Source organism: Allobosea sp. P4_E12 (assembly GCF_056401655.1).
In genome coordinates this window covers 180,688-204,165 of sequence record NZ_JBFUIY010000003.1, presented here as the reverse complement: position 1 = coordinate 204,165, position 23,478 = coordinate 180,688, and the positions used below count along the sequence as shown (strand labels likewise).

The 23,478-nt window shown below is 64.9% G+C and carries 24 protein-coding genes; 13 read left to right on the top strand and 11 right to left on the bottom strand.

Features of this window, described 5'->3' with window-relative positions; translation table 11 throughout:
* The first annotated feature begins 39 nt into the window (after positions 1-39).
* Positions 40-1,086, top strand: a complete 1,047-nt coding sequence (locus AC1DW9_RS04760; protein ID WP_476855040.1) for a universal stress protein — start codon at positions 40-42, stop codon at positions 1,084-1,086.
* 350 nt (positions 1,087-1,436) lie between these two features.
* Positions 1,437-2,072: a hypothetical protein gene (locus tag AC1DW9_RS04755; RefSeq protein ID WP_476776147.1), complete on the top strand. Its 636-nt coding sequence runs from the start codon at positions 1,437-1,439 to the stop codon at positions 2,070-2,072.
* Positions 2,073-2,384: 312 nt separating this feature from the next.
* Here the strand turns inward: AC1DW9_RS04755 and AC1DW9_RS04750 are convergent, their stop codons facing one another.
* Positions 2,385-2,678, bottom strand: a complete 294-nt coding sequence (locus AC1DW9_RS04750; protein WP_476776229.1) for an HdeA/HdeB family chaperone — start codon at positions 2,676-2,678, stop codon at positions 2,385-2,387.
* 555 nt (positions 2,679-3,233) lie between these two features.
* Between AC1DW9_RS04750 and AC1DW9_RS04745 the strand changes: the two genes are divergently transcribed.
* On the top strand, positions 3,234-4,439 hold the full coding sequence (locus tag AC1DW9_RS04745; protein WP_441506768.1) for an NAD-dependent formate dehydrogenase: 1,206 nt from the start codon (positions 3,234-3,236) through the stop codon (positions 4,437-4,439).
* A 157-nt stretch (positions 4,440-4,596) separates the two neighbouring features.
* Here AC1DW9_RS04745 and AC1DW9_RS04740 read toward each other — a convergent pair whose 3' ends face one another.
* The 4 genes from AC1DW9_RS04740 to AC1DW9_RS04725 all read right to left on the bottom strand — a co-directional run bounded on the left by AC1DW9_RS04740 (position 4,597) and on the right by AC1DW9_RS04725 (position 8,623).
* Positions 4,597-5,313 carry a glutathione S-transferase gene (locus AC1DW9_RS04740; RefSeq protein ID WP_441506769.1) on the bottom strand — a complete coding sequence of 239 codons (717 nt, stop codon included), beginning with the start codon at positions 5,311-5,313 and terminating at the stop codon, positions 4,597-4,599.
* 86 nt (positions 5,314-5,399) lie between these two features.
* A complete protein-coding gene (locus AC1DW9_RS04735; protein ID WP_476855039.1) occupies positions 5,400-6,239 on the bottom strand; it encodes an amino acid ABC transporter substrate-binding protein in 840 nt (279 codons plus the stop codon).
* A 313-nt stretch (positions 6,240-6,552) separates the two neighbouring features.
* Entirely contained in the window at positions 6,553-7,722 is a 1,170-nt protein-coding gene (locus tag AC1DW9_RS04730) for a YbfB/YjiJ family MFS transporter (RefSeq protein WP_476776146.1), read from the bottom strand.
* The gene (locus tag AC1DW9_RS04725; RefSeq protein ID WP_476776145.1) at positions 7,706-8,623 is read right to left on the bottom strand and encodes a LysR family transcriptional regulator; all 918 of its coding nucleotides are present in this window, start codon (positions 8,621-8,623) and stop codon (positions 7,706-7,708) included. The genes AC1DW9_RS04730 and AC1DW9_RS04725 overlap by 17 nt, the downstream gene beginning before the upstream one ends.
* An 88-nt stretch (positions 8,624-8,711) precedes the next feature.
* On the opposite strand from AC1DW9_RS04725, the gene AC1DW9_RS04720 reads away from it, so the two are divergent.
* The 3 genes from AC1DW9_RS04720 to AC1DW9_RS04710 all read left to right on the top strand — a co-directional run bounded on the left by AC1DW9_RS04720 (position 8,712) and on the right by AC1DW9_RS04710 (position 11,343).
* Positions 8,712-9,773: an NAD(P)H-dependent flavin oxidoreductase gene (locus tag AC1DW9_RS04720; RefSeq protein WP_476776144.1), complete on the top strand. Its 1,062-nt coding sequence runs from the start codon at positions 8,712-8,714 to the stop codon at positions 9,771-9,773.
* A gap of 75 nt (positions 9,774-9,848) precedes the next feature.
* Positions 9,849-10,325: an NUDIX hydrolase gene (locus AC1DW9_RS04715; RefSeq protein WP_441491216.1), complete on the top strand. Its 477-nt coding sequence runs from the start codon at positions 9,849-9,851 to the stop codon at positions 10,323-10,325.
* A gap of 307 nt (positions 10,326-10,632) precedes the next feature.
* Positions 10,633-11,343, top strand: coding sequence for a formylglycine-generating enzyme family protein (locus AC1DW9_RS04710; protein ID WP_476776143.1), 711 nt, complete (start codon positions 10,633-10,635; stop codon positions 11,341-11,343).
* 187 nt (positions 11,344-11,530) lie between these two features.
* Here AC1DW9_RS04710 and AC1DW9_RS04705 read toward each other — a convergent pair whose 3' ends face one another.
* Positions 11,531-12,076, bottom strand: coding sequence for a cupin domain-containing protein (locus AC1DW9_RS04705; RefSeq protein ID WP_441491218.1), 546 nt, complete (start codon positions 12,074-12,076; stop codon positions 11,531-11,533).
* A 138-nt stretch (positions 12,077-12,214) separates the two neighbouring features.
* Between AC1DW9_RS04705 and hisD the strand changes: the two genes are divergently transcribed.
* The 7 genes from hisD (at position 12,215) to AC1DW9_RS04670 (ending at position 19,589) form a co-directional block, all read left to right on the top strand.
* On the top strand, positions 12,215-13,522 hold the full coding sequence (gene hisD / locus AC1DW9_RS04700) for a histidinol dehydrogenase (RefSeq protein ID WP_476776142.1): 1,308 nt from the start codon (positions 12,215-12,217) through the stop codon (positions 13,520-13,522).
* A 125-nt stretch (positions 13,523-13,647) separates the two neighbouring features.
* Complete coding sequence (locus AC1DW9_RS04695) at positions 13,648-14,700, top strand: ABC transporter substrate-binding protein (protein WP_441506777.1); 1,053 nt, start codon at positions 13,648-13,650, stop codon at positions 14,698-14,700.
* Positions 14,701-14,902: 202 nt separating this feature from the next.
* Positions 14,903-15,967 (top strand): ABC transporter ATP-binding protein, encoded by a 1,065-nt coding sequence (locus AC1DW9_RS04690; protein ID WP_441491367.1) that lies wholly within the window; start codon positions 14,903-14,905, stop codon positions 15,965-15,967.
* Positions 15,964-17,133, top strand: a complete 1,170-nt coding sequence (locus AC1DW9_RS04685; RefSeq protein ID WP_476776141.1) for an ABC transporter permease — start codon at positions 15,964-15,966, stop codon at positions 17,131-17,133. Before AC1DW9_RS04690 ends, AC1DW9_RS04685 begins: the two co-directional genes overlap by 4 nt.
* Positions 17,130-17,966, top strand: a complete 837-nt coding sequence (locus AC1DW9_RS04680) for an ABC transporter permease (protein WP_441491222.1) — start codon at positions 17,130-17,132, stop codon at positions 17,964-17,966. The genes AC1DW9_RS04685 and AC1DW9_RS04680 overlap by 4 nt, the downstream gene beginning before the upstream one ends.
* 178 nt (positions 17,967-18,144) lie before the next feature.
* The gene (locus AC1DW9_RS04675; protein ID WP_441491223.1) at positions 18,145-18,351 is read left to right on the top strand and encodes a hypothetical protein; all 207 of its coding nucleotides are present in this window, start codon (positions 18,145-18,147) and stop codon (positions 18,349-18,351) included.
* Positions 18,352-18,356: 5 nt separating this feature from the next.
* Positions 18,357-19,589 (top strand): anion transporter, encoded by a 1,233-nt coding sequence (locus AC1DW9_RS04670; RefSeq protein WP_476776139.1) that lies wholly within the window; start codon positions 18,357-18,359, stop codon positions 19,587-19,589.
* Between the two features lie 204 nt (positions 19,590-19,793).
* Here the strand turns inward: AC1DW9_RS04670 and AC1DW9_RS04665 are convergent, their stop codons facing one another.
* The 5 genes from AC1DW9_RS04665 to AC1DW9_RS04645 form a co-directional block, all read right to left on the bottom strand.
* Complete coding sequence (locus AC1DW9_RS04665) at positions 19,794-20,705, bottom strand: ribokinase (RefSeq protein WP_476776138.1); 912 nt, start codon at positions 20,703-20,705, stop codon at positions 19,794-19,796.
* A gap of 12 nt (positions 20,706-20,717) precedes the next feature.
* Positions 20,718-21,164, bottom strand: coding sequence for a ribose 5-phosphate isomerase B (rpiB, locus tag AC1DW9_RS04660; RefSeq protein ID WP_069881807.1), 447 nt, complete (start codon positions 21,162-21,164; stop codon positions 20,718-20,720).
* Between the two features lie 66 nt (positions 21,165-21,230).
* Complete coding sequence (locus AC1DW9_RS04655; RefSeq protein WP_476776228.1) at positions 21,231-21,998, bottom strand: transporter substrate-binding domain-containing protein; 768 nt, start codon at positions 21,996-21,998, stop codon at positions 21,231-21,233.
* Between the two features lie 51 nt (positions 21,999-22,049).
* Positions 22,050-22,787, bottom strand: a complete 738-nt coding sequence (locus tag AC1DW9_RS04650) for an amino acid ABC transporter ATP-binding protein (protein ID WP_476776137.1) — start codon at positions 22,785-22,787, stop codon at positions 22,050-22,052.
* Positions 22,788-22,804: 17 nt separating this feature from the next.
* Complete coding sequence (locus AC1DW9_RS04645; RefSeq protein WP_441506784.1) at positions 22,805-23,473, bottom strand: amino acid ABC transporter permease; 669 nt, start codon at positions 23,471-23,473, stop codon at positions 22,805-22,807.
* Between the last annotated feature and the right edge of the window lie 5 nt (positions 23,474-23,478).

Genomic DNA, 23,478 nt, shown 5'->3' with positions numbered 1-23,478 from the left:
TCGGCTTTGCGACAGAGCAATGTCACCGCAAGCCACTGCTTGACGCGTGACGTCTCGGATTGCTCGCCGTCGGGTCATGTTGAGCCTCTCTCCGCCAAGTCTGTTGCTGCCGGCCAAGTGCTGGCCGCGCAGGAACGCGATACAGGCAGGAGGTCTACGCATAGAGCTGACCGACGAGTAAAATCGTGCCGTTATTGCGGTAGGTCAACGCAAACCTGTCTTGGCCGTGGTGGCACAGCGACATCGATTGCAAGGAGCGTTGTCATGTCATCCTACGCGAGCCTGATGGTGAATCTGGATCTCGGCCCACATGCGGCCAGCCGGACTGCGCTTGCGGTCGGCTTGGCAGAGCGCTTCCATGCGCGCTTGATCGGCTCGGCATCGCGCTGCATCATTCCCGCTCTCCCCTTGGAGGCCGGTTTTTCCGCCCAGACGCTGATCGAGCAATGGCGCGAGATCGCTGCGGAAGAATTGCAGCAGATCGAGGCCAATTTCATCAAGGTCGCCAAGTCCGGCGAAAGCACCTCGTTGCGAACCGGTATGGACGAGTCGGCACCATTTCTTCTCGAGCAGGCCTCTGCGGCCGATCTCCTGATCGTCGGCCGACAGGGGAGCGGCGACCACCGGGACTGGCGCTTCGCCGTCGATCCCGGGGCGATCGTGTTGGAAGCCGGGCGCCCCGTCCTGCTCGTGCCGCCAACCTCTGACCGCCTTTCGGCGCAGCGTATCGTCATTGCCTGGAAGAACACGCGTGAAGCGCGCCGCGCGGTCTGCGATGCGTTGCCCTTCCTGAAGACTGCCGAAGGCGTGTTCGTCGTCACCGCCGGAGAAGGCGCCGAGAGTTCGAGCGCGCAAGACCTGCGGGACTATTTGCGTCATCACGGCATCACCGCCGATCTTGTCCAGGACAGCGCGATACGGGAAGCCCGCATCGCCGACGAACTGATACACCGGGCCCGGCAGGAAGGCGCGGACCTCTTGGTGTCCGGTGCCTATGGTCACAGCCGAACGCGCGAGTGGATATTCGGCGGCGTCACGCGTGATCTCCTCGATCATGCGTCGATCTGCTGTTTGATGAGCCATTGATCGTGGCGACGTCGGGGTGGCGCTGCGTCGATCAGAACCAATCATGAGGGCGCGGTTCGGAGCTTCGCTGATGGCGAGGCACGTCATCCCGGCCCTTGGCCATCAAGTGCGGGGGACGCCCGGATATTGTCAGCATGCCCTTAGGTAAAGTCGCAGACGCAGGCGTCGCTGATCTGGGCGCGCTGCGGACTTGGCGTCGCAGCACAGGAAGGCAGCCCGGCGCGGCGAGGCCCCTCTGGGACTCATCGAAACAAACATGTTATCGTTCCGTTAAGGAATTCACCGAATTGCCTCGCGGAGAAGCCCAGCCGCGTCTGCAATCCAGTGGTGGGCTTTGCGCAGGTGAAGTCATGAATACGCTCCTTGCCCTCCCTGTTGTCGCTCTGATTGGCGTCGGCAGTCTCGTCTTCACCGCGCGTGATGCCGAAGCCCAACACCGTGGTATCGGCGCCGGTGGATACCGAGGCACTGCCATTGGCGGTGGCTATCGCGTTGGATATCGTGGCGCGTACCGTGCCGGATATCGTGGAGCTTACCGTGGGGCGGCATACCGTGGCGGTTACTACGGCAACCGTTACTACGGTGGTCGGGCGCTCGCAGCGGGCGTCGGTCTCGCAGCAGGTGCTGCCTATTACGGCAGCGGCTACAGTTCGGGCTATGGCTACGGTTCAGGCTATGGCTACGCAGCTCCCGCAGCATACGGCTATAATGCCTATGGCGGCTATGGCGACGCTTCCTATGTCACCACATATTCCGGCAGTGCATATTGCGATCCGGGAATCGCGAGCGGCTATCCGCAGACCGTCTATTACAACACACCGGCCTCAACTTACTACGGCGGTAGCGGCTATTATGGCGGCGGATACTACGGGAGAAGCTACTATGGCGGCGGCTATTATGGCCGGCCTGTCGTTCGTGCGGGCATCCGCCGCGCCGCATACTACAATAACCGACCAGTTGTTGGGTACTACGGTAGGCGCTGGTAAATCTCCAACACCTGTAGGGCATCAGCGCACGCGTCGCGGTCCTGGTTGCTTCTGGGGCGAACTGCGCGCAGCGACGATCGCGTCAAGCCGAGCCCTGTCCGAAGCCGTAATGTCGATGCTGATACCAGTACGCATCCCGCAATGTCGCATGCCGCAGCGGCGCGGGGAAACCCAAACAGGACTCTTCCGTCCCGATCAATCCACTAGATTGAGATCTTTGGTGGTGAGGGTTTCAGAGTTTCAGTCCTCGGACCATCGTAGAAGAGTGGTCCCGGAATGGGGCCACTCAGCTGGCCATCATTTAATATGCTGCTACGACTTGGCGACCGCCTCTATCGCGCTCGTCAGCGTGGCAGCGGGATTCGCTTTGCAATAGTCAGCGATCTTCTGGGCATTGGCATGCGCCTTGTCACCGTCCACCATGGCATTGCCGGCTTTGCCATGGACATAGCCGTTCACCCACATGGCGACGCCAATAGTCTGCGCGGCAGGCATAGCGCCAACCTCCTTGCAAGTGAGCTTCGACATGTCCACTTCCGCCGCCATTACTTGGCCTGCCAAAACGATAGTTGAAGCGGCGAGTGCGATCGGAAAACAGAGTTTCATGGTCACGACCTCCTTCTAGAAGTCCCCCGCCTTGCAAGAAGCGCTAGTGCCCTGTTGGAAATATGACAGTCGCGCCAAATTTACCGGGACAGCTTTGTGGCCCCAGCGACGATCGCTTCAAGCCGAGCCCTGTCCGAAGCCGTAATGTCGATGCTGATACCGGTATGCATCCCGCAATGTCGCATGCTGCAGCGGCGCGGGGAATTCCAACCAGGACTCTTCCGTCCCGACCAATCCACCAGGCTTTTTGAGCCTTGGAGGATGCCCATTATGCCGAAGAAGAGAGACAGGCCATTTCTTCAGTCCTCCGTCGGCTCAAAAGCCATACCTCCGGGAGGACCACTTTTCAGGGAGGCAGGCCACTGTCCTCCGGTCTTGAAACCATGTCCGGCTTCTCCATCTTATTTGGACTAGCGCGCAACTTTCCGATCGAGGAAGCGCCAGGATCAGCTGGCCTCCGACACTTCAGAGCGGGCCGCCGATGATCATCGTCTTGGCGGGCAGCAGTGACAATCAAGCGTCTTCCTCTTCGTGCCTGACGAAGGAAGATATAAAATGGCAAAGGTTGTTTGCGTCCTCTATGACGATCCAGCCGACGGTTACCCGGCAGGATATGCGCGGGACGGTCTGCCGGAACTCGACCGCTACCCCGGCGGCCAGACACTTCCCACGCCGAAGGCGATCGACTTTGAACCGGGGGTTCTGCTCGGCAGTGTGTCGGGCGAACTCGGCCTGAGGAAATTTCTCGAAAGCGCCGGGCACAGCCTGGTTGTGACCTCGGACAAAGACGGTCCCGGCAGCGTTTTCGAACGCGAGCTCCCCGACGCCGAAATCGTGATCTCGCAGCCCTTCTGGCCGGCCTATCTGACCGAAGAGCGCATTGCCAAGGCGAGCAAACTGAAGCTTGCGATCACGGCCGGCATTGGATCAGACCATGTCGACCTTCAAGCCGCGATGGATCGTGGTGTAACGGTTGCCGAGGTGACCTACTGCAACTCGATCAGCGTCTCTGAACATGTGGTCATGATGATCCTGGCGCTCGTGCGAAACTACATCCCCTCCTATCAGTGGGTGCTCCGTGGGGGCTGGAACATCGCCGATTGCGTCGCGCGCTCTTACGATGTCGAGGGGATGCAGATCGGAACCGTCGGTGCCGGCCGGATCGGCAGCGCCGTGCTGCGCCGGTTGAAGCCGTTCGACGTGAAGCTGCACTACACCGACCGCCACCGTCTTCCGCTGGCGGTCGAGCAGGAACTTGGCGTTACCTTCCACGCGGACGCGGCATCCATGGTTGGCTTTTGCGATGTCGTCACGATCAATGCACCTCTGCATCCGGAGACAGAGAATCTCTTCGACGAGGCGATGATCGCCAGGATGAAACGCGGCGCCTATCTGGTGAACACGGCGCGCGGCAAGATCTGCAATCGTGACGCTGTGGCCCGCGCTCTGGAGGGCGGGCAGCTCGGCGGCTATGCTGGCGATGTCTGGTTCCCGCAGCCGGCCCCCCAGGACCATCCTTGGCGATCAATGTCGCATCACGGCATGACGCCGCATATCTCGGGATCTACGCTCTCCGCCCAAGCCCGCTACGCCGCAGGCACGCGCGAAATCCTGGAATGCTGGTTCGAAGGCCGGCCGATCCGGGAGGAATATCTGATCGTCGATGGCGGCAAGCTCGCGGGCGCTGGCGCGCATTCTTATAGCGCCGGCGACGCCACCCATGGTTCGGAAGAGGCGGCGCGCTTCAAGACCAGGACGTGATCCAATCGGAATCTGTTCCGCAAGCGGCAAACCTGAGACGGACAGCCGCTGGCTTCCGAGGTCAATGCGGGCTCCCTGAGGCGCCGTTGCCTTGGCTATTCCGAGAGCTTGCGCGCCTTCGCCGTTGTTCCGGAGAGGGGAGACGGCTCCGCCATCTTCAGCGATGCGCGGTTTCGCCAGCGACCTTGCGCAGAGCCATTCCGATCTGACCGCCGCAATAGGTTTCGTCGCCATAGTCCCTGCGGGCCTTCTCGGCCAATGCGGCCAAGGGGGGCAGGGCGGAGACGCGGCGCGCGAGCCCGCTCGTGAGCGGCGCGGTCTCCTCGAGGATCGATGCGAGGACCGGGAAGCGATCGGCCATCGTCGTCCACAAGGTTGCGGTCACGACATCGGCGATGCCCGGCGCCTTGCCGCCGAGGAGAAAACCAGCCTCTGCCGTCAGCCCGTGCCGACGCCCGGTCTCTTCCCAGAACGACATCCACTTCTCGAGGCGCGGCACGAATTCGCGCCAGCGCTCTTGCGTCCACATCGACTGGCCGCCTTGCAGCGTGATTTCGTCGATGACGTCATTGGCGTCGTTGACGATCTTCATGGTCAACGCCCGCAAGGGCGGCGTGGCCGGCATGAGGCCGAGCGTCTCGCCGAGATAGAGAATGATGGCGGGCATCTGCGCGATGGCGAAGCCGTCCGCGTTGTCGATCAGCAGCGGCGGCCCCATGAACGGGACCGGCACGAGCTCGACCGGCTCGTCCATGAGCTTTGCGATCTCGCCGTCGCCGGCTTCGCGCCAGGTCTTGCCGGCCCATGCCAGCACCGCCCGCACGAACTGACCGCGAAACGGGACCGACCAGTAATAGAGCGTGTAGTCCTGCATGGAGCTGGCCTCCTTCGCGATCGGTCTCCGCCGGCGAATACTTTTGTCGGAGCCTCGAGACCTGTCAGGTCAGGCACCCAATCCCCTCATTTCGGCACGCCATTGATGACGAAGAGGGCACGGATGAACTGATCCGGCGGGAAGCTTCCAAAACTGCGGGCATAGATCTGCTTCACGCGATCGGTGCGATAGAGCTCCGCCAGCGTGGCATCGACAAGCAGGCGCAGCTTTTCATCGCCGCGCGGCAGAGCCAGCGCATAGGTCTCGAAGGTGAAATACTGGTCGGAGAGCTTCATGCCGGAGCGGTTCTCGCTGTTGAGCAGGTGATAGCTCAGGATCCCGCGATCGGCGAAATAGGCGTCGATCTTTCCCGCCGCCAGGCTGCGGACCCCGTCGGGATGAGCCAGCATCGGAACGATCTCGGCTTCGATCCCGAGTTGCGTCAAAGTCGTCTTCAGAACCTCCTCGGTCGTCGTGCCCCGGAGCACGCCGATCTTCTTGCCGCGCAGGTCCTCGAGCCGCGTCAGTTCATTGGTCCGATGCAGGACGCCGGCGCCATCGATGAAGGTCGGGAGCGAGAAATCGACCATGGCGCGGCGCGACATGGTCATCGATGTCGGATCGCAGAGAATATCGATCTTGCCGTCGCGCAACGCTTCCAGGCGAGCCGTGGACGAGACCTCGACATAGTCGATCTTGAGCGCAGGCAAACCCTGCGCCTTCTTCACGCCGGCGGCGACTTCGCGGCAGAGATCGACGATATAGCCGGAGGGTTMGCCGCTGGTCGTCCGATAGGAATACGGGGGCGCATCGACCCGGAAGCCAAGCCGCAATGTCCCGGTCTCGCGGGCCCGCGCCAGGGTATCCGCCGCCAGGCTTGCCGCCGATGTCGCCACGCAGAGAAATGCGATCAATAAAGCTTGCATAGTCGCGTTCCGCCCTTTGGTCATGGCGCACACTAAGCCGGTCGGATGGATCGAAGAACGTCGTTTCTGGCGGCCGGGGCTTGCGATGCGTGCGTATCGCTTCTCGTATTCTTGCCGAGTCTTCTTGCCGATGAGTGCTCCATCGAGGATGCGCCGCGCCTCATGACAATCAGCAGAACGACCTCGCCGGCATCACCATGTTATGCAGCTTGTCAAGCAGCGGCAAGAATGCCTGTTCTCGATCCCTCGGGGATCGCAAGAGCCGGGTCGGGACCGTGACGCGATCCGAGAGATGATCGCCCCGGCGGCGCAGTCAGACTGGATGCGATTGCGCCCTATTGCCGGGGAGATCTGCACACAAAACGGCGCCGGCGACCAGCGACGCCGCAGCAAGGGTCAGGGAGATGTCGAACGCCTGCGTACGGGCATAGATCGTATTGGCCATGAGCGGGCCGATGATCTGCCCGATGCCGAAGGAGGCGGTCATCAGCGCGAGCATATTGAAACGGACCGCCGCCGCCACCTTGCGCGCGGCCGGCATGGCGATCGTCGCCGTGCCCATGAAGGTGCCGCCGACGAGCAATGCGCTCAGCACGTAGGCTGCGGGCGTGTGCAGCACAGGCAGCGCGACGCCGATCGCTTGAACGACCAGATTGCTCGCCAGGCTCCGACGCGTGCCGAAGCGCTCGTGCATGGCATGCCAGAAGAAGCAGGACGGCACGGCGCCAAGTCCGAAGACCGCCCAGATATGTACGGGATCGGTGGTGGTGAGCACCTGTCCGACCAGAAGGGGGAGATAGGTCGCGGTGATGATGTAGCCGAGCCCGGCCAGCCCATAGATCACGATCAGCCGCAGGGGAGCGAGCAACTGCGCGCTATGGGCTTGCCCATGCGCCGACAGCGGCTGGGGCGCCACCGCCGGTGCCCGGTCGCTGCGCCGCTGCAGGGTCAGGGCAGCAGCTGCGAGAGCCGCTGCCGCGACGGCAAGGGTGAGCCAGATCGCCCGGCTCGACAGCGCGTTGAGATGCGCAAGGGCGATCAGCTCCGCCGACACCACGATGCCGATGCCGACGCCGGCGAAGAGGGCGGGCGCTCCCTGATGGTGCTTGCGATCGTGAATCAGCCAATGCGAGGCGGCCACCATGGCAAACGCGCTCGAGATGCCGGCAAGGCCGCGCACGGTGACGATCGCCCATTCCTGCAATGGCAGGGCGAGCGCGCCGAGCAGGGCCACGGTTGAAACGACGGCGAGAGCGCAAAGCCTCCGGCTCGGGATGCCGGTCAGGACCGCGCTCAGCAATGCGCCGGCCAGATATCCGGCATAATTGGCTGCGGCTGCATAGGAGCCGGCCTGTACGGAGATGGTGTGATCGGAAATCATCAGCGGATAGAGGCCGGTGAAGGCGAACCGGCCAAAGCCCATGCCGATGACGAGCACGAGCGCGGCCGCGATCGTGGCCTCTCGTTCATGGGCTCTCGGCATCGGCCCGAACCTCGATGGCCCCAACCTCGATGTCGGAGAACGCGGCAAGCATGTCGCGGAATGCGGTGAAGGCGGGCGTCGAAAATCCCGGCCGGCAGGCAAGATAGGTATCGACCCGCATCAGCGCCTTCTCCTCGACGGCGCCTGTATGGCGCAGGAGATCGAGCACGGAGCGGGGCATGATGCTGAAGCAGGAGCCTGCGGCCGTGCAGGCGAACATGGCGTGATAGGAGCGGACCTCATGGATGGAGAAACGCCCCTTCACCGTGCCGAAGCCGGTCAGCCATTCCTCGGCGAGCATGCGGTAGGTGCAGCCCGGCGCAAAGGCGGCGAGCGCCTTGGGCTTGAGGTCTGCTGCGTGCCGTACCTCGGGATGCCCCGGCGGAAGCACGAGCACGAGGTCCTCGCGGAAGACCGGCACCGTGTCGAGATCCTGCGGGCCGAGCCACCACTCGCCCGATGGGACAGCGATCAGTGCGGCATCGATGCGATGGGCGAGGAGAGAGTCGATCAGCTGCCGGGTCGGCGCCGTCGACAGATCGATCGTGACCTCGGGCCAGCGTTGGTTGAAGCGGGCCAGCGGCACGGGCAGCCGGCTTGCGACGGTGCATTCCATCGAGCCGATGCGCAGCACGCCGGCCGGCCCCGCCGGATTGACGACCTGAATGGCTTCATCGGCCAGATTCAGTATCCGGTCCGCGTAATCGAGATAGGTCCGTCCTGCCGCGGTCAGCGTCATGCCCTTCCGCTCGCGCAGGAACAGCGGCACGCCGACCGCCTCCTCGATCTGCTGGATGCGGGTCGTGACATTCGAAGGCACACGCCCAAGCAGCTCCGCGGCGCGGGTGATGCTCTGCTCCCTGGCGACGGTCCGGAAGACCGCGAGCGCGGCGAAATCCATTTCAATTCTCCATTGAGAAATCAATTTGAATGTGTATTCTCTTTTCGAGAATTCAAGTCAACGATGTTGCGGAGCGCGGGAGGCCGGGATGTTGAGCAAGCTGGGCGTTGAGGTGCCGATCGTGCAGGCGCCGATGGCGGGTGTTTCGACCCCCGCCCTTGCTGCCGCCGTGTCCAATGCGGGCGGGCTCGGCTCGATCGGTGTTGGCGCGACGGATGCCGCAGGCGCCCGCGCGATGATCGCGGATCTGAGGGCGCGGACCGAGCGCGCGTTCAACGTCAATGTCTTCGTGCACGGCCCGGCAAAGCCGGATCCGGAGCGCGAGGCGGCGTGGCTGCACTGGCTGTCGCCGCTCTTTTCGGAGTTTGGCGCCGTGCCTCCGGCGGCGCTGCGCACGATCTACAAGAGCTTTGCCGATGATGCCGACATGCTTTCGATGCTCGTCGAGGCGAGGCCGCCGGTCGTCAGTTTCCATTTCGGCCTGCCGTCGCCGCAAGCCATTCAGCGCTTGAAGGGGGCGGGCACCACACTCTTCGCCACGGCGACCAATCTCGAAGAGGCAAGGCAGATCGAGGCCGCCGGAATCGATGCGATCGTGGCACAGGGCATCGAGGCCGGCGGGCATCGCGGCGTGTTCGATCCGGCGGCTTCGGATGACGCCCTGGGAACCGTCGCCCTGACACGGCTTCTCGTGGCGGACAGCACGCTGCCGGTCATCGCAGCCGGCGGCATCATGGATGGGGCCGGCATTGCTGCCGCACTCGACCTCGGTGCTGTCGCCGCTCAGCTCGGCACGGCGTTCATCGCCTGTCAGGAATCGTCTGCTGATGATGCCTATCGTGCGGCGCTCGCGGGCCCCGGCGCCTATCACACCCGGCTGACAGCGCTGATCTCGGGCCGGCCGGCGCGCTGCCTCGCCAATCGCTTCACGGACCTCCATCAAAGCGTGGCTGACCGGCTGCCGCCGGATTACCCGATCGCCTATGACGCAGGAAAGGCCCTCCATGCCGCCGCAAAGGCCAAGGGCGAGCACGGCTTCGGCGCCCAATGGGCCGGGCAGGGCGCTCCGCTCGCCCGCGCCATGCCGGCGGCCGAACTCGTCGCCACATTGCTGCGCGAGCTGAAGGCCGCCTCCGAAGCGGGGCGATGACAGGCCGCTGACATCTGCTGTCGCTCGGCATTCTCAGAGTGCCGCGACCGTCCACCCCGTCAGGTAGCCTTGGCCATGTCCGCTCGCGATCGTCACACCCTCTCAGCCTCCGTCTTCGTCGCCCTATGCAGGGGCGACGAGGTCCTCTTGCTGCGGAGGACGGCGACAGGGTGGATGGACGGTGCCTTCAGTCTTCCCGCTGGAGGGCTTGAGGCCGGCGAGACGATCGCCCAGGCGGCGATCCGGGAAGCCCTGGAAGAAGTCGGCGTGCACATCGCGCCTGCTGATCTCGTCTACGTCCATACATTTCACAGTCTGACGGAGGGCCGGGACTGGGTCGGTCACGTCTTCACCGCAGCACGATGGGACGGCACGCCCAGGCTGATGGAAACCGGAAAGCACGCCGATCTCGGCTGGTGGCCGTTCGAATCATTGCCGCCCGAGACCATTCCCTATGTCCGGCAGGCCCTTTTGAACGTCAGCCAGGCCGTCGCCTATTCCGAGTATGGCTGGGGCGGCGCCCGGCAGGACAATGCTTTGCTGGAGGGATAGCCGGGCTGCCCACCTGGCCAACAGCGAAGCGCGGCCCGCCTATCGGCATGCCTTTGAGGCTCAACGGGTCGTGAACACCGCCCAGCAACCGACCGGCTGATCGGGCTCCGGCTCGCATTCGTCATCTGCGTGGAAGGGGCGGCCGACACTCGCCGATTTCATGGGGTTGGCAGGATGGTTCGGGCATCTGCTGGAAAAGCGGATTGCGGATATGGGGAAAGCCGATGCGGACACAGGCTCGAGGTGGTTTGCGGAAGATCGGATCATCAAGCAGATTGCCGCGTACCGCAATTGCTGACGAGAGATCGTGGACGAGTTTCAGGAATCGCTAAGCCTTCGGATGCTCACGATCCCGGCCGGCATCGTGGCGCTGAGGGACGACCGCATCCAGCGGCGCTGGGATGTCGCGCTGGAATCCTACAGGATTGGAGCCGCCCCGGTGACGCAGGCACTCTACGCCGAGGTCACGGGGAGTTGGCCTTCCTCCCATGTGGACGCCAGATGCCCTGTAGAAAGCGTCTCCTGGCTCGACGCGGTTGCGTTCTGCAATCAACTGTCCGGAAGACGGGGCCTCGCTGCGGCTTATGTCATCCACGACGACGCGCAAGGAGCGGATCTCCTCGCCGATGCCGACGGATATCGCCTTCCCACCGAGGCAGAGTGGGAACACGCCTGCCGTGCGGGAACGCGCGGGCCTCGCTATGGCGACCTCGGCGATATCGCCTGGTTCGCCGATAACTCGGGCGAGCGGCCCCAGCCCGTTGGCGGCAAGCAATCCAATGCCTGGGGTCTTTACGATATGCTCGGCAACGTATGGGAGTGGTGCTCCGACCAGTACGACCCGCAGGTCTACGGCGCCTACCGCATCTTCCGTGGCGGCGGTTGGGCAGACGGCGAAAGAGGTTGCCTGGCAACCAATCGCCGTCGAAGCCATCCCACCTTCCGGATAGACGATCTGGGCTTTCGCCTCTGCGCAAACGCCGGAGTGTCGCGAACAGGCGGACGGACGGGCAGCTAAAGCATCGGCCCGAAAAGTGGATTGCGGTTTTCGGGGCAAAGCCGATGCAAAGACAAAGTGTTAGATCATCGGACTGGATACGCTATCCGGTCAGACGATCCAGGGGGCGAGAACGGAAGCAGGCCCACCCAATGAAGAGCGCCTGCCTCGGAACCATGCCCGGGTATCGAGCCGCAGCGTCCAGGGATCAATAGGTCGGGGGCGTGATGGCGCTGATGATCTCGCTCGGTTCCGCCGAGGCATTCCGGAACCGGTGCGGCTCCCGGCTGTCGAAATAATAACCATCGCCAGGCTGCAGGACCGATGACCGGCCCGCGACGGTGACCTCGACCGCGCCGCGGATGACGAGGCCGCCTTCCTGGGCCGAATGGGAGAAGGCCTCGCCCGTATCGGCGCCGGGGGCGTAGGTCTCGTGCAGCATCAGCATCGAGCGGTTGGGAAAGCCCGTTCCGATGACGCGGTAGGAGATCGCGTCGGCCCGGCCGATTTCCGTCATTTCAGAGGCCGGGCAGAAGGGATTTGGCGGCGATGCGGCATGAAAATCCAGAAAGAAGCCCGACATGGTCGTGCCGAGCGCGTCGAGCACGGCATGCAGAGTATCAAGCGAAGGGCTGATCAGGTCCCGCTCGATCAGCGAAATCGACGAGTGGGAAATCCCTGAACGCAAGGCGACGGCGCGGACGCTGAGCTGGCGGCGGAGCCGTAGCTCCCTCAAACGGTCGCCGATCTTCATGGAAGGCCTCCTTCAGCTGAGCGCCGCATCTGAGCCCAGCTGGTGAATATCTTCAACGCCCCTGCTGGCCTCCTTGCCTTGTCGCCGCACCGCGCAGAAGCTTGGCCAGCTCGATCCCGCTCACCGGAAGCAGTCTGCATGTCCAAATCCGATCCCGCCCTGGAAGCCCGGATCACGCGCATCAAGGCGCCCCAGCGCAGCGCCTGGAGCGACAACACCCCTGTCGAGACCACGGTGAAGGCGGTTCTGGAGGCGGTGCGGCGGGATGGCGACGCGGCCCTGCGGCACTATTCCCGCGAGTTCGACAAGCTCGAGATCGACGCCTTCGAAGTCTCGCCCTCGGAGCGTGCCGCCGCGCTGGACGGCTTGGAGACGCAGACCCGGGCCGATACCGAGTTCGCGATCGAGCGCGTGCGGGCCTTTGCCGAGGCCCAGCGCCAGACCCTGCTGCCCCTGGAGATCGAGCCGCTGCCCGGCCTGCATCTCGGCCACCGCATCATCCCGATCGCCCGCGTCGGCGCCTATGTCCCGGGCGGGCGCTATCCGCTGCTCTCAGCGCCGATCATGACCATCGTGCCGGCCAAGGTCGCGGGCTGTGACGAGGTCATCGCCTGCCTGCCGCCCGGCGCCCATCCCGCGATGATCGCCGGCTGCCATCTCTCCGGCGCCGACCGCATCTTTCGCATCGGCGGCGCGCAGGCGATTGCCGCGATGGCCTTCGGCACGGAGAGCATTCCGGCCGTCGACAAGATCGTCGGCCCGGGCAATGCCTATGTGAACGAGGCCAAGCGCCAGGTTTTTGGGCTGGTCGGCATCGATCAGCTCGCCGGTCCCAGCGAGATCTTCGTCGTCGCCGACGAGACCGGCGATGCCGTGACGATCGCGGTCGACCTCTTGGCGCAAGCCGAGCATGACGTGCGCACCCGCGTCGGCCTGATCACCACGGACCGCGCCCTGGCGGAGGAAGTGCTCGTCGAGATCGAGCGGCAGCTCGGCAATCTTTCGACCGCCCCGGTCGCCGCCGCAGCCTGGCGCGACTATGGCGAGATCGTCGTCTGCGCCGACGAGACCGCGATGCTGGCCTATTCCGACCATATCGCTGCGGAGCATCTCGAGGTGCATACCCGCGACGCGCATGCCACGGCGGCAAAGCTGCGCAATTTCGGCTCGATCTTCATCGGGGTCGCAGCCAGCGTGGTCTATTCCGACAAGTGCTGCGGTACGAACCACACGCTGCCGACCATGGCGGCCGGGCGCTATACCGGCGGGCTCTGGGTCGGCTCCTATCTCAAGACCTGCACGCATCAATGGCTCGACGAGCGCGGCGTCGCGGCAGTCGCCCCGCCGGCCATGCGACAGAGCGCCAGCGAGGGCCTGGAAGGCCACCGGCGGGCGGCAGCGCTGCGGCTCGCGCCGGCACAGCTGCTGCGAGAGATCGGAGCCTGATCGACGCGAAGTTTTTCCGGAAACCCCTCTATCGCACCGCGATAAAGGGGGCTCCAATAGGGGCAACGACGATCCCAACCGCGAGGGGCGGGGGGATCGCTGCAGCAGAAGCAGGGAGAAGATCCATGACGTTTCTGAAGTCCATACTCGGCAGCACCGCGCTCGCGGCGGGGCTTGTCATCGCCGGCCTCGGCGCGGCGTCGGCCCGCGATCTCACCGTCGTATCCTGGGGCGGCAACTACCAGGACGCGCAGCGCAAGATCTACTTCAAGCCCTTCGCGGAAAAGACCGGCAAGCCGGTCCTCGACGAATCCTGGGACGGCGGCGTCGGCGTCGTCCAGGCCAAGGTGAAGGCCGGTACGCCGAACTGGGACGCCGTGCAGGTCGAGGCCGATGAACTTGCCATCGGTTGCGCCGACGGCCTTTACGAGAAGCTCGACTGGAGCAAGCTCGGCGGCAAAGACAAGTTCCTGCCGAGTGCGGTGAGCGATTGCGGCGTCGGGGCCATCGTCTGGTCGACGCTGCTCTCCTACGATTCCGAGAAGCTGAAGACGGCGCCGACCTCCTGGAAGGACTTCTGGGACACCAAGACCTTTCCGGGCAAGCGCGCCCTGCGCCGGGGCCCGAAATATGCGCTCGAATTCGCGCTGATGGCCGATGGCGTCGCGCCGAAGGACGTCTACAAAACGCTGCGCGAGAAGGGCGGCGTCGACCGCGCCTTCAAGAAGCTCGACGAGATCAAGTCCGATATCGTCTGGTGGGAATCGGGCGCGCAGCCGCTGCAGCTGCTGAAATCCGGCCAGGTCGTGATGACCTCTGCCTATAACGGCCGCATCAGCGGCATCAACAAGACCGAGGGCACCAAGTTCAAGACCGTCTGGCCGGGCTCCATCTACGCCGTCGACAGCTGGGTGATCCTGAAGGGCAGCCCGAACAAGGACCAGGCGATGGACTTCATCGCCTTCGCCAGCCTGCCGGAGAACCAGTCCAAGCTGCCGCAGGACATCGCCTATGGCCTGCCCAACAAGGCTGCCGCGGCCGCCGTCCCGGCCGATCTCGCCGTGGATCTGCCGACCGCGCCGCAAAATCTCGAGAATGCGATCGCGATCGATGTCGACTACTGGAACGACAATATCGAGGACCTGACCAAGCGCTTCAACGCCTGGGTCGGCAAGTAAGCCGGCAAGCAGAGCTGCAACTGGGGCGGCAGTTCGCCGCCTTGGGATCGCCGCTCGTCATGCGACGCGTCCCGGGCACGCCAGATCGTGCCCGGGGCCGCCCCCGTCAGCCGCCCGGCCTGGCGCCGTCTCCGAACGGTTCCTCGCCGCGGCCGCAACGGCTTCGCCTCATCCTCACGGGAAGATTGATCATTTGCCAGATCTGGATCCGTTCATTCATTTCGAGGCCATCAGCAAGGTATTCGGCACGGTCACGGTGGTTGATGCGCTCGACTTCCATGTCGCGCGGGGCGAGTTCGTCAGCCTTCTCGGCCCCTCGGGCTCGGGCAAGACGACGCTCCTGATGATGCTCGCCGGTTTCGAGGCGCCGTCCGGCGGGCGTATCCATGTCGACGGGCGGCGCGTCGAGCATCTGCCGCCGCACAAGCGCGAGATGGGCGTCGTCTTCCAGAATTACGCGCTCTTCCCGCATATGACGATCGCCGAGAATGTCGGCTTTCCCCTCAAGATGCGCGGCGTCGCCAGGGCGGAGCGTGAGGCGAGGGTGAAGCGCGCGCTCGATCTGGTGCGCCTGAGCCATCTCGCCGACCGCCGGCCCTCGCAGCTCTCCGGCGGCCAGCAGCAGCGCATCGCGCTCTCGCGCGCCCTGGTCTACGAGCCCAAGGTCGTGCTGATGGACGAGCCGCTGAGCGCGCTCGACAAGCAGTTGCGCGAGCATATGCAGCTCGAGATCCGCGCGCTGCATCGCGAGCTCGGGCTCACCGTGATCTTCGTGACGCATGATCAGGGCGAGGCGCTGACCATGTCGGACCGCGTCGCGGTGCTGAACCGCGGCAAGATCGAGCAGTTCGATACGCCGTCTGGCCTCTATGACAGGCCGCGGACGCGCTTCGTCGCCGAATTCATCGGCGAGACCAATCTGCTGGCGGGGCGCGTCGCGCAGCGCCAGGGCGAGGCCACGACGGTGGCGCTCGCATCCGGTGGGAGCGTGACCTGCGACAGGGCAGGGTCGTTTGAACCCGACAGCGAGGTGATGGTCTCGGTTCGTCCCGAAATGCTGCATCTCGTGCAGGACGCTGCTGCCGCGAACGCCTTGCCGGTGACGGTCGAGGACCATGTCTATCATGGCGATCATATCCGCCTGCATCTCGCCTTCGGGGAGAGCCGTCTGGTCGCACGGGCCGGGCGGCGCGATGCGGCACCACCTGTCGGCAGCACGGCCTTCGCCAGCTTCGCGCCCGGCGATTGCTCGCTGGTGGCGCCATGAGCGCGCGCCTCAAGGCTCTGCTCCTGGTCCTGCCGCTGGTCGTCTTCCTCGGCCTGTTCTTCCTCTGGCCGCTCTGGATGATGGTCTCCACGGCGGTGCAGGGCGGCACGGTGCGCCTCGCCTTTCCACAGACGGCGACCGCGATCGCGAACTGGGATGGAGCAGGCCCGCCGTCGGCTGCCCTGCAGGCGGCGCTCGTCCGGGATTTGCGGACCGACACGCCGCAGGAGCGCTTCGGCGATGCGGTGCGCACGCTGAACAGCCAGCAGGCCGGTTTCCGCACGCTGCTCCCCCGCACGGCGCGGGCCGTGCGCGAGGCCGGCGAAGCGGACGCGTTCGATCTCGTCGCCCTCGACCCGCGTTGGAGCGAGCAGGGCTATTGGCTGGCGCTGAAGCGCAGCATGCCGGCTTATACGGATGCCAATCTGCTGGCGGCGGTCGACCTCAAGCGCAATGACGAGGCGCGGATCGAGCCCGTCGAAGCCGATTTCGCCGTCAACCGCGCGATCATGCTGCGCACCTTCGTCATTGCCGGCCAGGTCACGCTGCTTTGCGCGGCGATCGGCTTGCCCTTCGCGATGCTGGCGGCGAGCGTGTCGGGCTGGAAGCGCAATGCGCTGCTCATCGCCGTGCTGCTGCCGCTCTGGACATCGCTTTTGGTGCGCACGGCGGCCTGGCTGATCCTGCTGCAGGATAACGGGCTGATCAACCAGACGCTGCGCGCGCTCGGGCTGATCGAGACGCCGCTCTCGTTGATCTACAATCGCACCGGCGTGCTGATCGCCATGACGCATGTCCTGCTGCCGCTGATGGTGCTGCCGATCTATGCCAGCCTGATCGCGATCCCGCGCAACCTGATGCCGGCCGCCGCGGCGCTGGGCGCAGCCCCGCTGCAGGCCTTCCGCCATGTCCTGCTACCGCTCGCCATGCCGGGCCTGCTCTCGGGCTCGCTGCTCGTCTTCATGGTGGCGCTCGGCTACTACATCACCCCGGCTTTGACAGGCGGGGCCGGCGACCAGATGATCAGCTCGGTCATCGCCTTCTATGCGACGGGAACGGCGAACTGGGGCATGGCGGGCGCGCTCGGCCTGTTCCTGCTGGTGCCGACGACCGTGCTCTACATCCTTTACGGCCGGCTCTCGCGCACGCCGCTGGTGCAGACATGAGCGGCGTGTCTCGCCCCGGCGCTGCGGCCTTCAACGCCGTGCGGCTCGCTTTCGCCGCGCTCGCCGTCGCCTTCCTGCTACTGCCGCTCGTCGCGATCCTGCCGCTCGCCTTCACCGACAGCGTCTTCCTGGTCTATCCGATCAGCGGCCCCTCGCTGCGCTGGTTCGGCGCGCTGGCCGAAAGCCAGGCCTGGACCCGTGCGATCGTCAATTCGCTGATCATCGGCACGGGCGCGACCGTCGTCGCGACGGTGGTCGGAACGCTTGCCGCGCTTGGGCTCAGGCGCGAGCTCCTGCCGTTTTCCGGATTGTTGCGCTCGGTCTTCCTGCTGCCGATGGTGGTGCCGGCGGTCGTGCTCGGCGTCGGCATGCAGATCCTGTACGCCCGCATGGGGCTGGCCTCGAGCTATCTCGGCGTCATCATTGCGCATGCGGTGCTCTGCGTGCCCTTCGTGCTCGTCAATGTTGCGAGCTCGCTGGCCAGCATCGACCCGGCGCTGGAGCGTGCCGCAGCCAGTCTCGGCGCCTCGCCGGTCAAGGTCTTCCGCGGCGTGACGCTGCCGCTGGCCATGCCCGGCATTCTGACCGGCGCGGTCTTTGCCTTCGCGACCTCGCTCGACGAGGTGGTGATCACGCTCTTCGTCGCGGGCCCCAACCAGACAACGCTCGCCCGTCAGATGTTCTCCTCGCTCCGCGAGAACATCAGCCCGGCGATCGCGGCCGCAGCCTTCATCATCATGATCCTGACCTTCGCCTTGCTGCTTGCCGTGAAGGGCGCCTCGCTCTTCCAGGCGCTGCGCAAGAGGCAGAAGGTTCAGCCGAGTGAGGCGTGAGGCCGGCATCAGGTCGCAAAAACCACCAGATCTGGTTGCGCTCGTTTGGTAGCTCCCGGCTCCCTTCTGCCAAGGGAATGGCGTGGAATCGATCGGATGCGCTTATTGAGGTTGAAAGGCGACGCGCCCGATAGCCGGAGCCATTTCCCGCTTGGGGCATGTCTGCTTCGGGCTTCGAATGGCTTGGGGCGTCGGCGCCTCGATCTCCGCTTCGCTGGCGGGCGTGATCATCGTCAACGCCGGTTACTCAACGGCCTTCGTCAGGCTCCCCGCCTGCGGCCTCGTCTTCTATCTCGTTGCCATGCCGGAGACCCGCGGCTATGAGCCGCCGACCGACCACCGCGCCATTCCGGCGCCGGCGATGACGGGCGAAAGAGCGGCGTAACCTTCATGACGGGCTGGGGGCTCAACGCGACGCAGTTCCTCGCGGTCGCGATCTTCGTCGCGACCTATGTCGCGATCGCCATCGGCCGGATGCCGGGCCTGCGCGTCGACCGGGCCGGGGGGGCGCTGGTCGGGGCCGCGCTCATGGTCGGCTGCGGCGTGCTCTCGCTGGAGGACGCCTATCGCGCGATCGACCTCGACACCATCACGCTCCTGCTCGGCATGATGATCGTCGTCGCCAATCTGCGGTTAACGGGCTTCTTTCGCATGGTGGCCGGCTGGGCCGTCGGCAAGGCGTACCACCCGGCGCTGCTGCTCGCGGCCATCGTGGTGACGACCGGCGTGCTCTCGGCGTTTCTCGTCAACGACGCGATCTGCCTGGTGATGACACCCATCGTCATCACGCTGACCCGCGCGCTCGACCGCAACCCGGTGCCTTATCTCATCGCAGTCGCGCTCGCCTCGAACGTAGGCTCGACCGCGACGATCACCGGTAACCCCCAGAACATGATCATCGGCAATCTCTCGGGGATCTCCTACGGCGCCTTCACTGCGGCGTTGGCGCCGGTGGCAGCACTCGGACTAATCGTCACGATCCTGCTCGTGCTCCTCCTCAACCCGCGCGAGTACTTCACCCGCCAGAGGCTGCCGACGGTCTCGATCCCCGCCCATTTCCATAGTTGGTTGGCGCTCAAATCGGCGCTCATCTCCCTGGCAATGATCGTGCTGTTCTTCCTCGGCCAGCCGGTCGCCAAGGTCGCGATCTGCGCGGCGGCCTTGCTGCTGCTGACGCGGCGCATCGAGCCGCGCAAAGTCTATGGCGATATCGACGGGCAGCTCCTGCTGATGTTCGCAGGCCTCTTCGTCGTCGTGCGCGGGCTGGAGCACGCGGTGCTGACCAAGGAGGTCCTGGCCCAGGCCGCGCATTTCGACCTCGGCAATGTCGCGGCGCTTACCGGGGTCACCGCTGTCCTGTCCAACCTCGTCAGCAATGTCCCGGCCGTGCTGGTGCTGAAGCCCTTCGTCGAGCAGTTGCAGGATCCGCAGCGCGCCTGGCTCGTCGTGGCGATGGCCTCGACGCTCGCGGGTAATTTCACGCTCCTCGGCTCCGTCGCCAACCTCATCGTCGCCGAGCGCGCTGCCAAGGAGGGCATCTCGATCGATTTCTGGACCTATTTCAAGATCGGCGCGCCACTGACCATCGCCACGCTAGCGATCGGCCTCTACATGCTGTCCTGACTTCAGAAAGCAGTCGGGGCCGCTTGGGTCGCTTCGAGAAGCCGCAGATCTCCGACACGGACCGGGGCGCGCCAGGCCTATCAAAGGGTTTGCCGCAAAGGACGACGATATCAAGAAAGGCGAACTCTTCCGGCCGACGATGATGCAGCTTCCCGCGAAGCCGCTGGGTAGCCAATGATGTAAGCGATTGCCATGAGGGCGCGCTCAGAGTGCGCGCACCACGTGGAGCGCGTCGCGGACTGGCATTCCGCCTTGCGCGCCGGCCGACAGGCAGGAGAGCGCGGCCGCCTTGCAGCCGAAACGAAGGGCATCGGCGAGGGGGGAGCCTTCGTGAAGGGCAACCGCAATCGCGCCGACGAAGGTGTCGCCGGCTCCCGTGGTGTCGACTGGCACGATGGCTGGCGTCGTTGCCGTGCAAACCTGTCCATCGGCCGTATAGGCGAAGGCGCCTCGCGCACCGGCCGTGACGATGCAGGTCGTGGCGGAGCGCGTCGCGAGCTGCGCGATGTCGTCGGCGGCAACGCCCAGGATCAGGGCGATGTCGCTGGCCTCATGCTCGTTCACGACGAGAATATCGCTCGCTTCCAGCAGAGCCGTGGCCTCGTCGCCTGTCATCGCGGGAGGAACCGGGGCGCAGTTCCAGATGACGCGGCCGCCGGCCTGGCGGGTGCGGCGCGCCACGTCGAGCGAGGCCGGGAAGGGCACTTCCATCTGCAGCACGAGAACGGTGCCGCTCCTGAGCATGGCGTCCGGCACATCCCCCGCGGACAACGCGCCATTGGCGCCGCTCGCGACGGTGATCGCATTCTCCGCCTGCGCATCGACCGAGATGAAGGCGCAGCCGGTCGAGGTGTCGCAGACACGGACCAGCTCCGTCGATACGCCGTTGCGACCGAGGTTTTCGGTCGAATCCCGCCCGAAGGCATCGGCACCGACGCAAGCCGCCATCACCAAGGTGCCGGGCGCCGAGAGGCGCGCCGCAGCCACCGCCTGATTGGCGCCCTTGCCGCCGAAATGCTGCTCATGGGAGCGGGCGAGCGCCGTCATGCCCGGTCCCGCAATGGTGGCGACCCTTGCCACCAGATCCACATTGATGGAGCCAAAGACCAGGATCATCGGCGGGTTCGCTCAGCCTTCCGCGTCCATCGCGTGCAGCTTGTCGACGCGGCGGCGGAAGTCCTCGTCGGTGGAGAACTCTGCCGCCAGATAGGCGTCGATGAGGTCGCTCGCCAGCCACGGGCCGATGATCTTGGCACCGATGCACATGACGTTGACATCGTCATGCTCGACGCTCTGATGGGCCGAGTGAACGTCATGGCAGACGGCCGCGCGGATGCCCTTCATCTTGTTGGCCGCGATCGAGGCGCCGACACCGGTGCCGCAGACCATGATGCCGCGTTCGGCCTCGCCGGACGTGACCTTGCGCGCCACCTCGCGTGCGATGTCGGGGAAGTCGACCGGCTGGTCATCGAAGGATCCGACATCGAGCACATCGTGCCCGAGCGTCCTGATGTGGTCGATGACGTGCTTCTTGAGAGACCATCCGGCGTGGTCCGAACCAATGACGAGGCGCATGGGTAGTATCCTTGTTTCGAAGTGGGAGCCGGCGGCCGCAAGTGCGCACCGCCGGCCTGTCTGACGTCAGCCCCGCATATTCTCGGGCAGTTCGGTGCCGTGGAACTTCTTGTAGATGGCGTTGAGCTTGCCGTTCCTGAGGTTCTCCTGAACCCAGGCATCGAGCTTTTCGAGCAGCTTCGGCTCACCCTTCTTCACGCCGATGGCGAGATCGAAATTGGTGATCGAGACCTTCGGCTCGAAGGCGCGGGCCGGCGCCTTGACGCCGATCTGGCTGACGATCGTCGCCGAAGTCGCGATGCAGTCGGCCTGCCCGGAGATCGCTGCCGTGACCATGGTCGCATCGTCGTCATAGCGCGCGAGCTTGAGGTCGCGTTCCTTCATGTTGGTGAGCGTGGTGTCCTGCGTGGTGCCGCGCGAGACGCCGATCGTCTTGCCCTTGAGATCGTCCCAGCTCTTGACCTGATCGGACTTCAGGCAGCCGACCACCGATTGCAGGGCGGCATAGGGCTTCGAGAAGTCGATCACCTTGGCGCGTTCGGGCGTCACCGACAGCGTCGAGATGATGATGTCGGCCTTGTTGGTCTGCACATTGGGAATGCGCGTCGCGCCGGTCGTCTGCACGAATTCGAGCTGCAGGCCCCAGTCCTTGGCGAGAAGCTCGGCGGTTTCGACATCCGAGCCCGTCGGCTTCATCGTGCCGTCCATCATGCCCGACGGCGGTATCGCCAGATCCGTCGCGATCCGGATCTTCTTCGCCTTCATGACGTCGTCGAGCACATCGGCGCGTGCGCCGTGCCCGGACAGCGTTGCCAGCCCAGCCGCGAGCAGCATGGTGGCGATTGCATTGCGTTTCATCCCTGGATCTCCCTTGCCTTGGATTTTTTAAAAGCCCGTTCCGACGAACTGGGCCAGTTCCGGCGTCGCCGGGGCGGCAAGGATCGAGGCTGTTCCCGTCTCGTGAACCTTGCCGGCATGCATGAACACCACCTTGTCGGCGATGCCCCTGGCAAATCCCATCTCGTGCGTGACCATCACCATGGTCATGCCGTCCGCAGCGAGCGCTTCGATGACCTTCAGCACTTCCCCGGTCAGTTCGGGGTCGAGCGCCGAGGTCACTTCGTCGAACAGCATCACCCTCGGTTGCATGGCGAGCGAGCGCGCGATCGCCGCGCGCTGCTGCTGGCCGCCGGAGAGCTGTTCGGGATAGGCATGGAGCTTTTCCGCTAGGCCGACCTGCGCCAGCACCGCCTGGGCGCGTTCGCGGGCCTCGGCCTTGGCCATCCGCTTCACCGAGACCGGCGCCAGCGTGATGTTCTGCTCGATCGTCAGATGCGGAAAGAGATTGTAGCTCTGGAAGACAATGCCGACATCCTGGCGCAGCGCCCGCAGATCGATGTCGGGGGCATCGACACGGTGGCCGCAGACATGGATCTCGCCGCTGTCGATCGTCTCGAAGCGGTCGATGCAGCGCAGTGCGGTGCTCTTGCCGGAACCGGAACGGCCGATCAGGACGAGCACGTCGCCGCGCGCCACCGAAAAATCGACGCCGTCCAGCACCTTGAGGCTGCCGAAGCTCTTGTGAACATCCCTGAGGGAAACGACCGGGCTGTCCTGGGTCATCTGCGTCTCCTGCCTGGTCAAGCCGGCATCAGTTTCGTGCGACCATTGCCCATGCGTCGCTCCAGGCGACGGCTGAGCGCCGAGATCGGGAAACAGAGGGCGAAATAGATCACCGCGATGATCGCGTAGATCAGGAAGGGCTCGAACAGCGAGTTGTTGATGATCTGGCCGGCGCGGGCGAGTTCGACGAAGCCGACGACCGAGGCCAGCGAGGTGTTCTTGATGATCTGCACCATGAAGCCGACCGTCGGCGGCGTCGCGATCCGCATCGCCTGCGGCAGGATGACCTTGATCATCCGCTGCGTCCGGCTCAAGCCCAGGCCTTCGGCCGCTTCCCATTGCGGCTTCGGCACGGACTGGATGCAGCCCCGCCAGATCTCGCCGAAATAGGCGCCGACATAGATCGTCAGCGAGGCGCTGGCCGCCATCAGCGCCGAGATCGAGAAGCCCAGCGCCGAAAGGCCGAAATAGCCCAGGAACATGATCACCAGCAGCGGTGTTCCCTGGATCAGCTGGACGTAGCCGCCGCTGAGCAGGCGTATCGTGCGGCTCGGCGACACCCGCGCGAGCGCGATCAGGAAGCCGAGCAGACCACCGCCGACCAGGGCGATCGTGGACAGGCCGATCGTCCACAGTGCGCCATGGCCGAGGAACAACAGGTGATTGGCGTTGAGAGACCCACCCATCGCCG

Bases quoted from the DNA above. Each gene is read 5' to 3' on its own strand.
- AC1DW9_RS04755 (WP_476776147.1), top strand. From the start codon at position 1,437: ATGAATACGCTCCTTGCCCTCCCTGTTGTCGCTCTGATTGGCGTCGGC.
- AC1DW9_RS04750 (WP_476776229.1), bottom strand. From the start codon at position 2,678: ATGAAACTCTGTTTTCCGATCGCACTCGCCGCTTCAACTATCGTTTTG.
- AC1DW9_RS04745 (WP_441506768.1), top strand. From the start codon at position 3,234: ATGGCAAAGGTTGTTTGCGTCCTCTATGACGATCCAGCCGACGGTTAC.
- AC1DW9_RS04740 (WP_441506769.1), bottom strand. From the start codon at position 5,313: ATGCAGGACTACACGCTCTATTACTGGTCGGTCCCGTTTCGCGGTCAG.
- AC1DW9_RS04730 (WP_476776146.1), bottom strand. From the start codon at position 7,722: ATGCCGAGAGCCCATGAACGAGAGGCCACGATCGCGGCCGCGCTCGTG.
- AC1DW9_RS04725 (WP_476776145.1), bottom strand. From the start codon at position 8,623: ATGGATTTCGCCGCGCTCGCGGTCTTCCGGACCGTCGCCAGGGAGCAG.
- AC1DW9_RS04720 (WP_476776144.1), top strand. From the start codon at position 8,712: ATGTTGAGCAAGCTGGGCGTTGAGGTGCCGATCGTGCAGGCGCCGATG.
- AC1DW9_RS04715 (WP_441491216.1), top strand. From the start codon at position 9,849: ATGTCCGCTCGCGATCGTCACACCCTCTCAGCCTCCGTCTTCGTCGCC.
- AC1DW9_RS04705 (WP_441491218.1), bottom strand. From the start codon at position 12,076: ATGAAGATCGGCGACCGTTTGAGGGAGCTACGGCTCCGCCGCCAGCTC.
- hisD (WP_476776142.1), top strand. From the start codon at position 12,215: ATGTCCAAATCCGATCCCGCCCTGGAAGCCCGGATCACGCGCATCAAG.
- AC1DW9_RS04695 (WP_441506777.1), top strand. From the start codon at position 13,648: ATGACGTTTCTGAAGTCCATACTCGGCAGCACCGCGCTCGCGGCGGGG.
- AC1DW9_RS04685 (WP_476776141.1), top strand. From the start codon at position 15,964: ATGAGCGCGCGCCTCAAGGCTCTGCTCCTGGTCCTGCCGCTGGTCGTC.
- AC1DW9_RS04680 (WP_441491222.1), top strand. From the start codon at position 17,130: ATGAGCGGCGTGTCTCGCCCCGGCGCTGCGGCCTTCAACGCCGTGCGG.
- AC1DW9_RS04675 (WP_441491223.1), top strand. From the start codon at position 18,145: ATGGCTTGGGGCGTCGGCGCCTCGATCTCCGCTTCGCTGGCGGGCGTG.
- AC1DW9_RS04670 (WP_476776139.1), top strand. From the start codon at position 18,357: ATGACGGGCTGGGGGCTCAACGCGACGCAGTTCCTCGCGGTCGCGATC.
- AC1DW9_RS04665 (WP_476776138.1), bottom strand. From the start codon at position 20,705: ATGATCCTGGTCTTTGGCTCCATCAATGTGGATCTGGTGGCAAGGGTC.
- rpiB (WP_069881807.1), bottom strand. From the start codon at position 21,164: ATGCGCCTCGTCATTGGTTCGGACCACGCCGGATGGTCTCTCAAGAAG.
- AC1DW9_RS04655 (WP_476776228.1), bottom strand. From the start codon at position 21,998: ATGCTGCTCGCGGCTGGGCTGGCAACGCTGTCCGGGCACGGCGCACGC.
- AC1DW9_RS04650 (WP_476776137.1), bottom strand. From the start codon at position 22,787: ATGACCCAGGACAGCCCGGTCGTTTCCCTCAGGGATGTTCACAAGAGC.
- AC1DW9_RS04645 (WP_441506784.1), bottom strand. From the start codon at position 23,473: ATGGGTGGGTCTCTCAACGCCAATCACCTGTTGTTCCTCGGCCATGGC.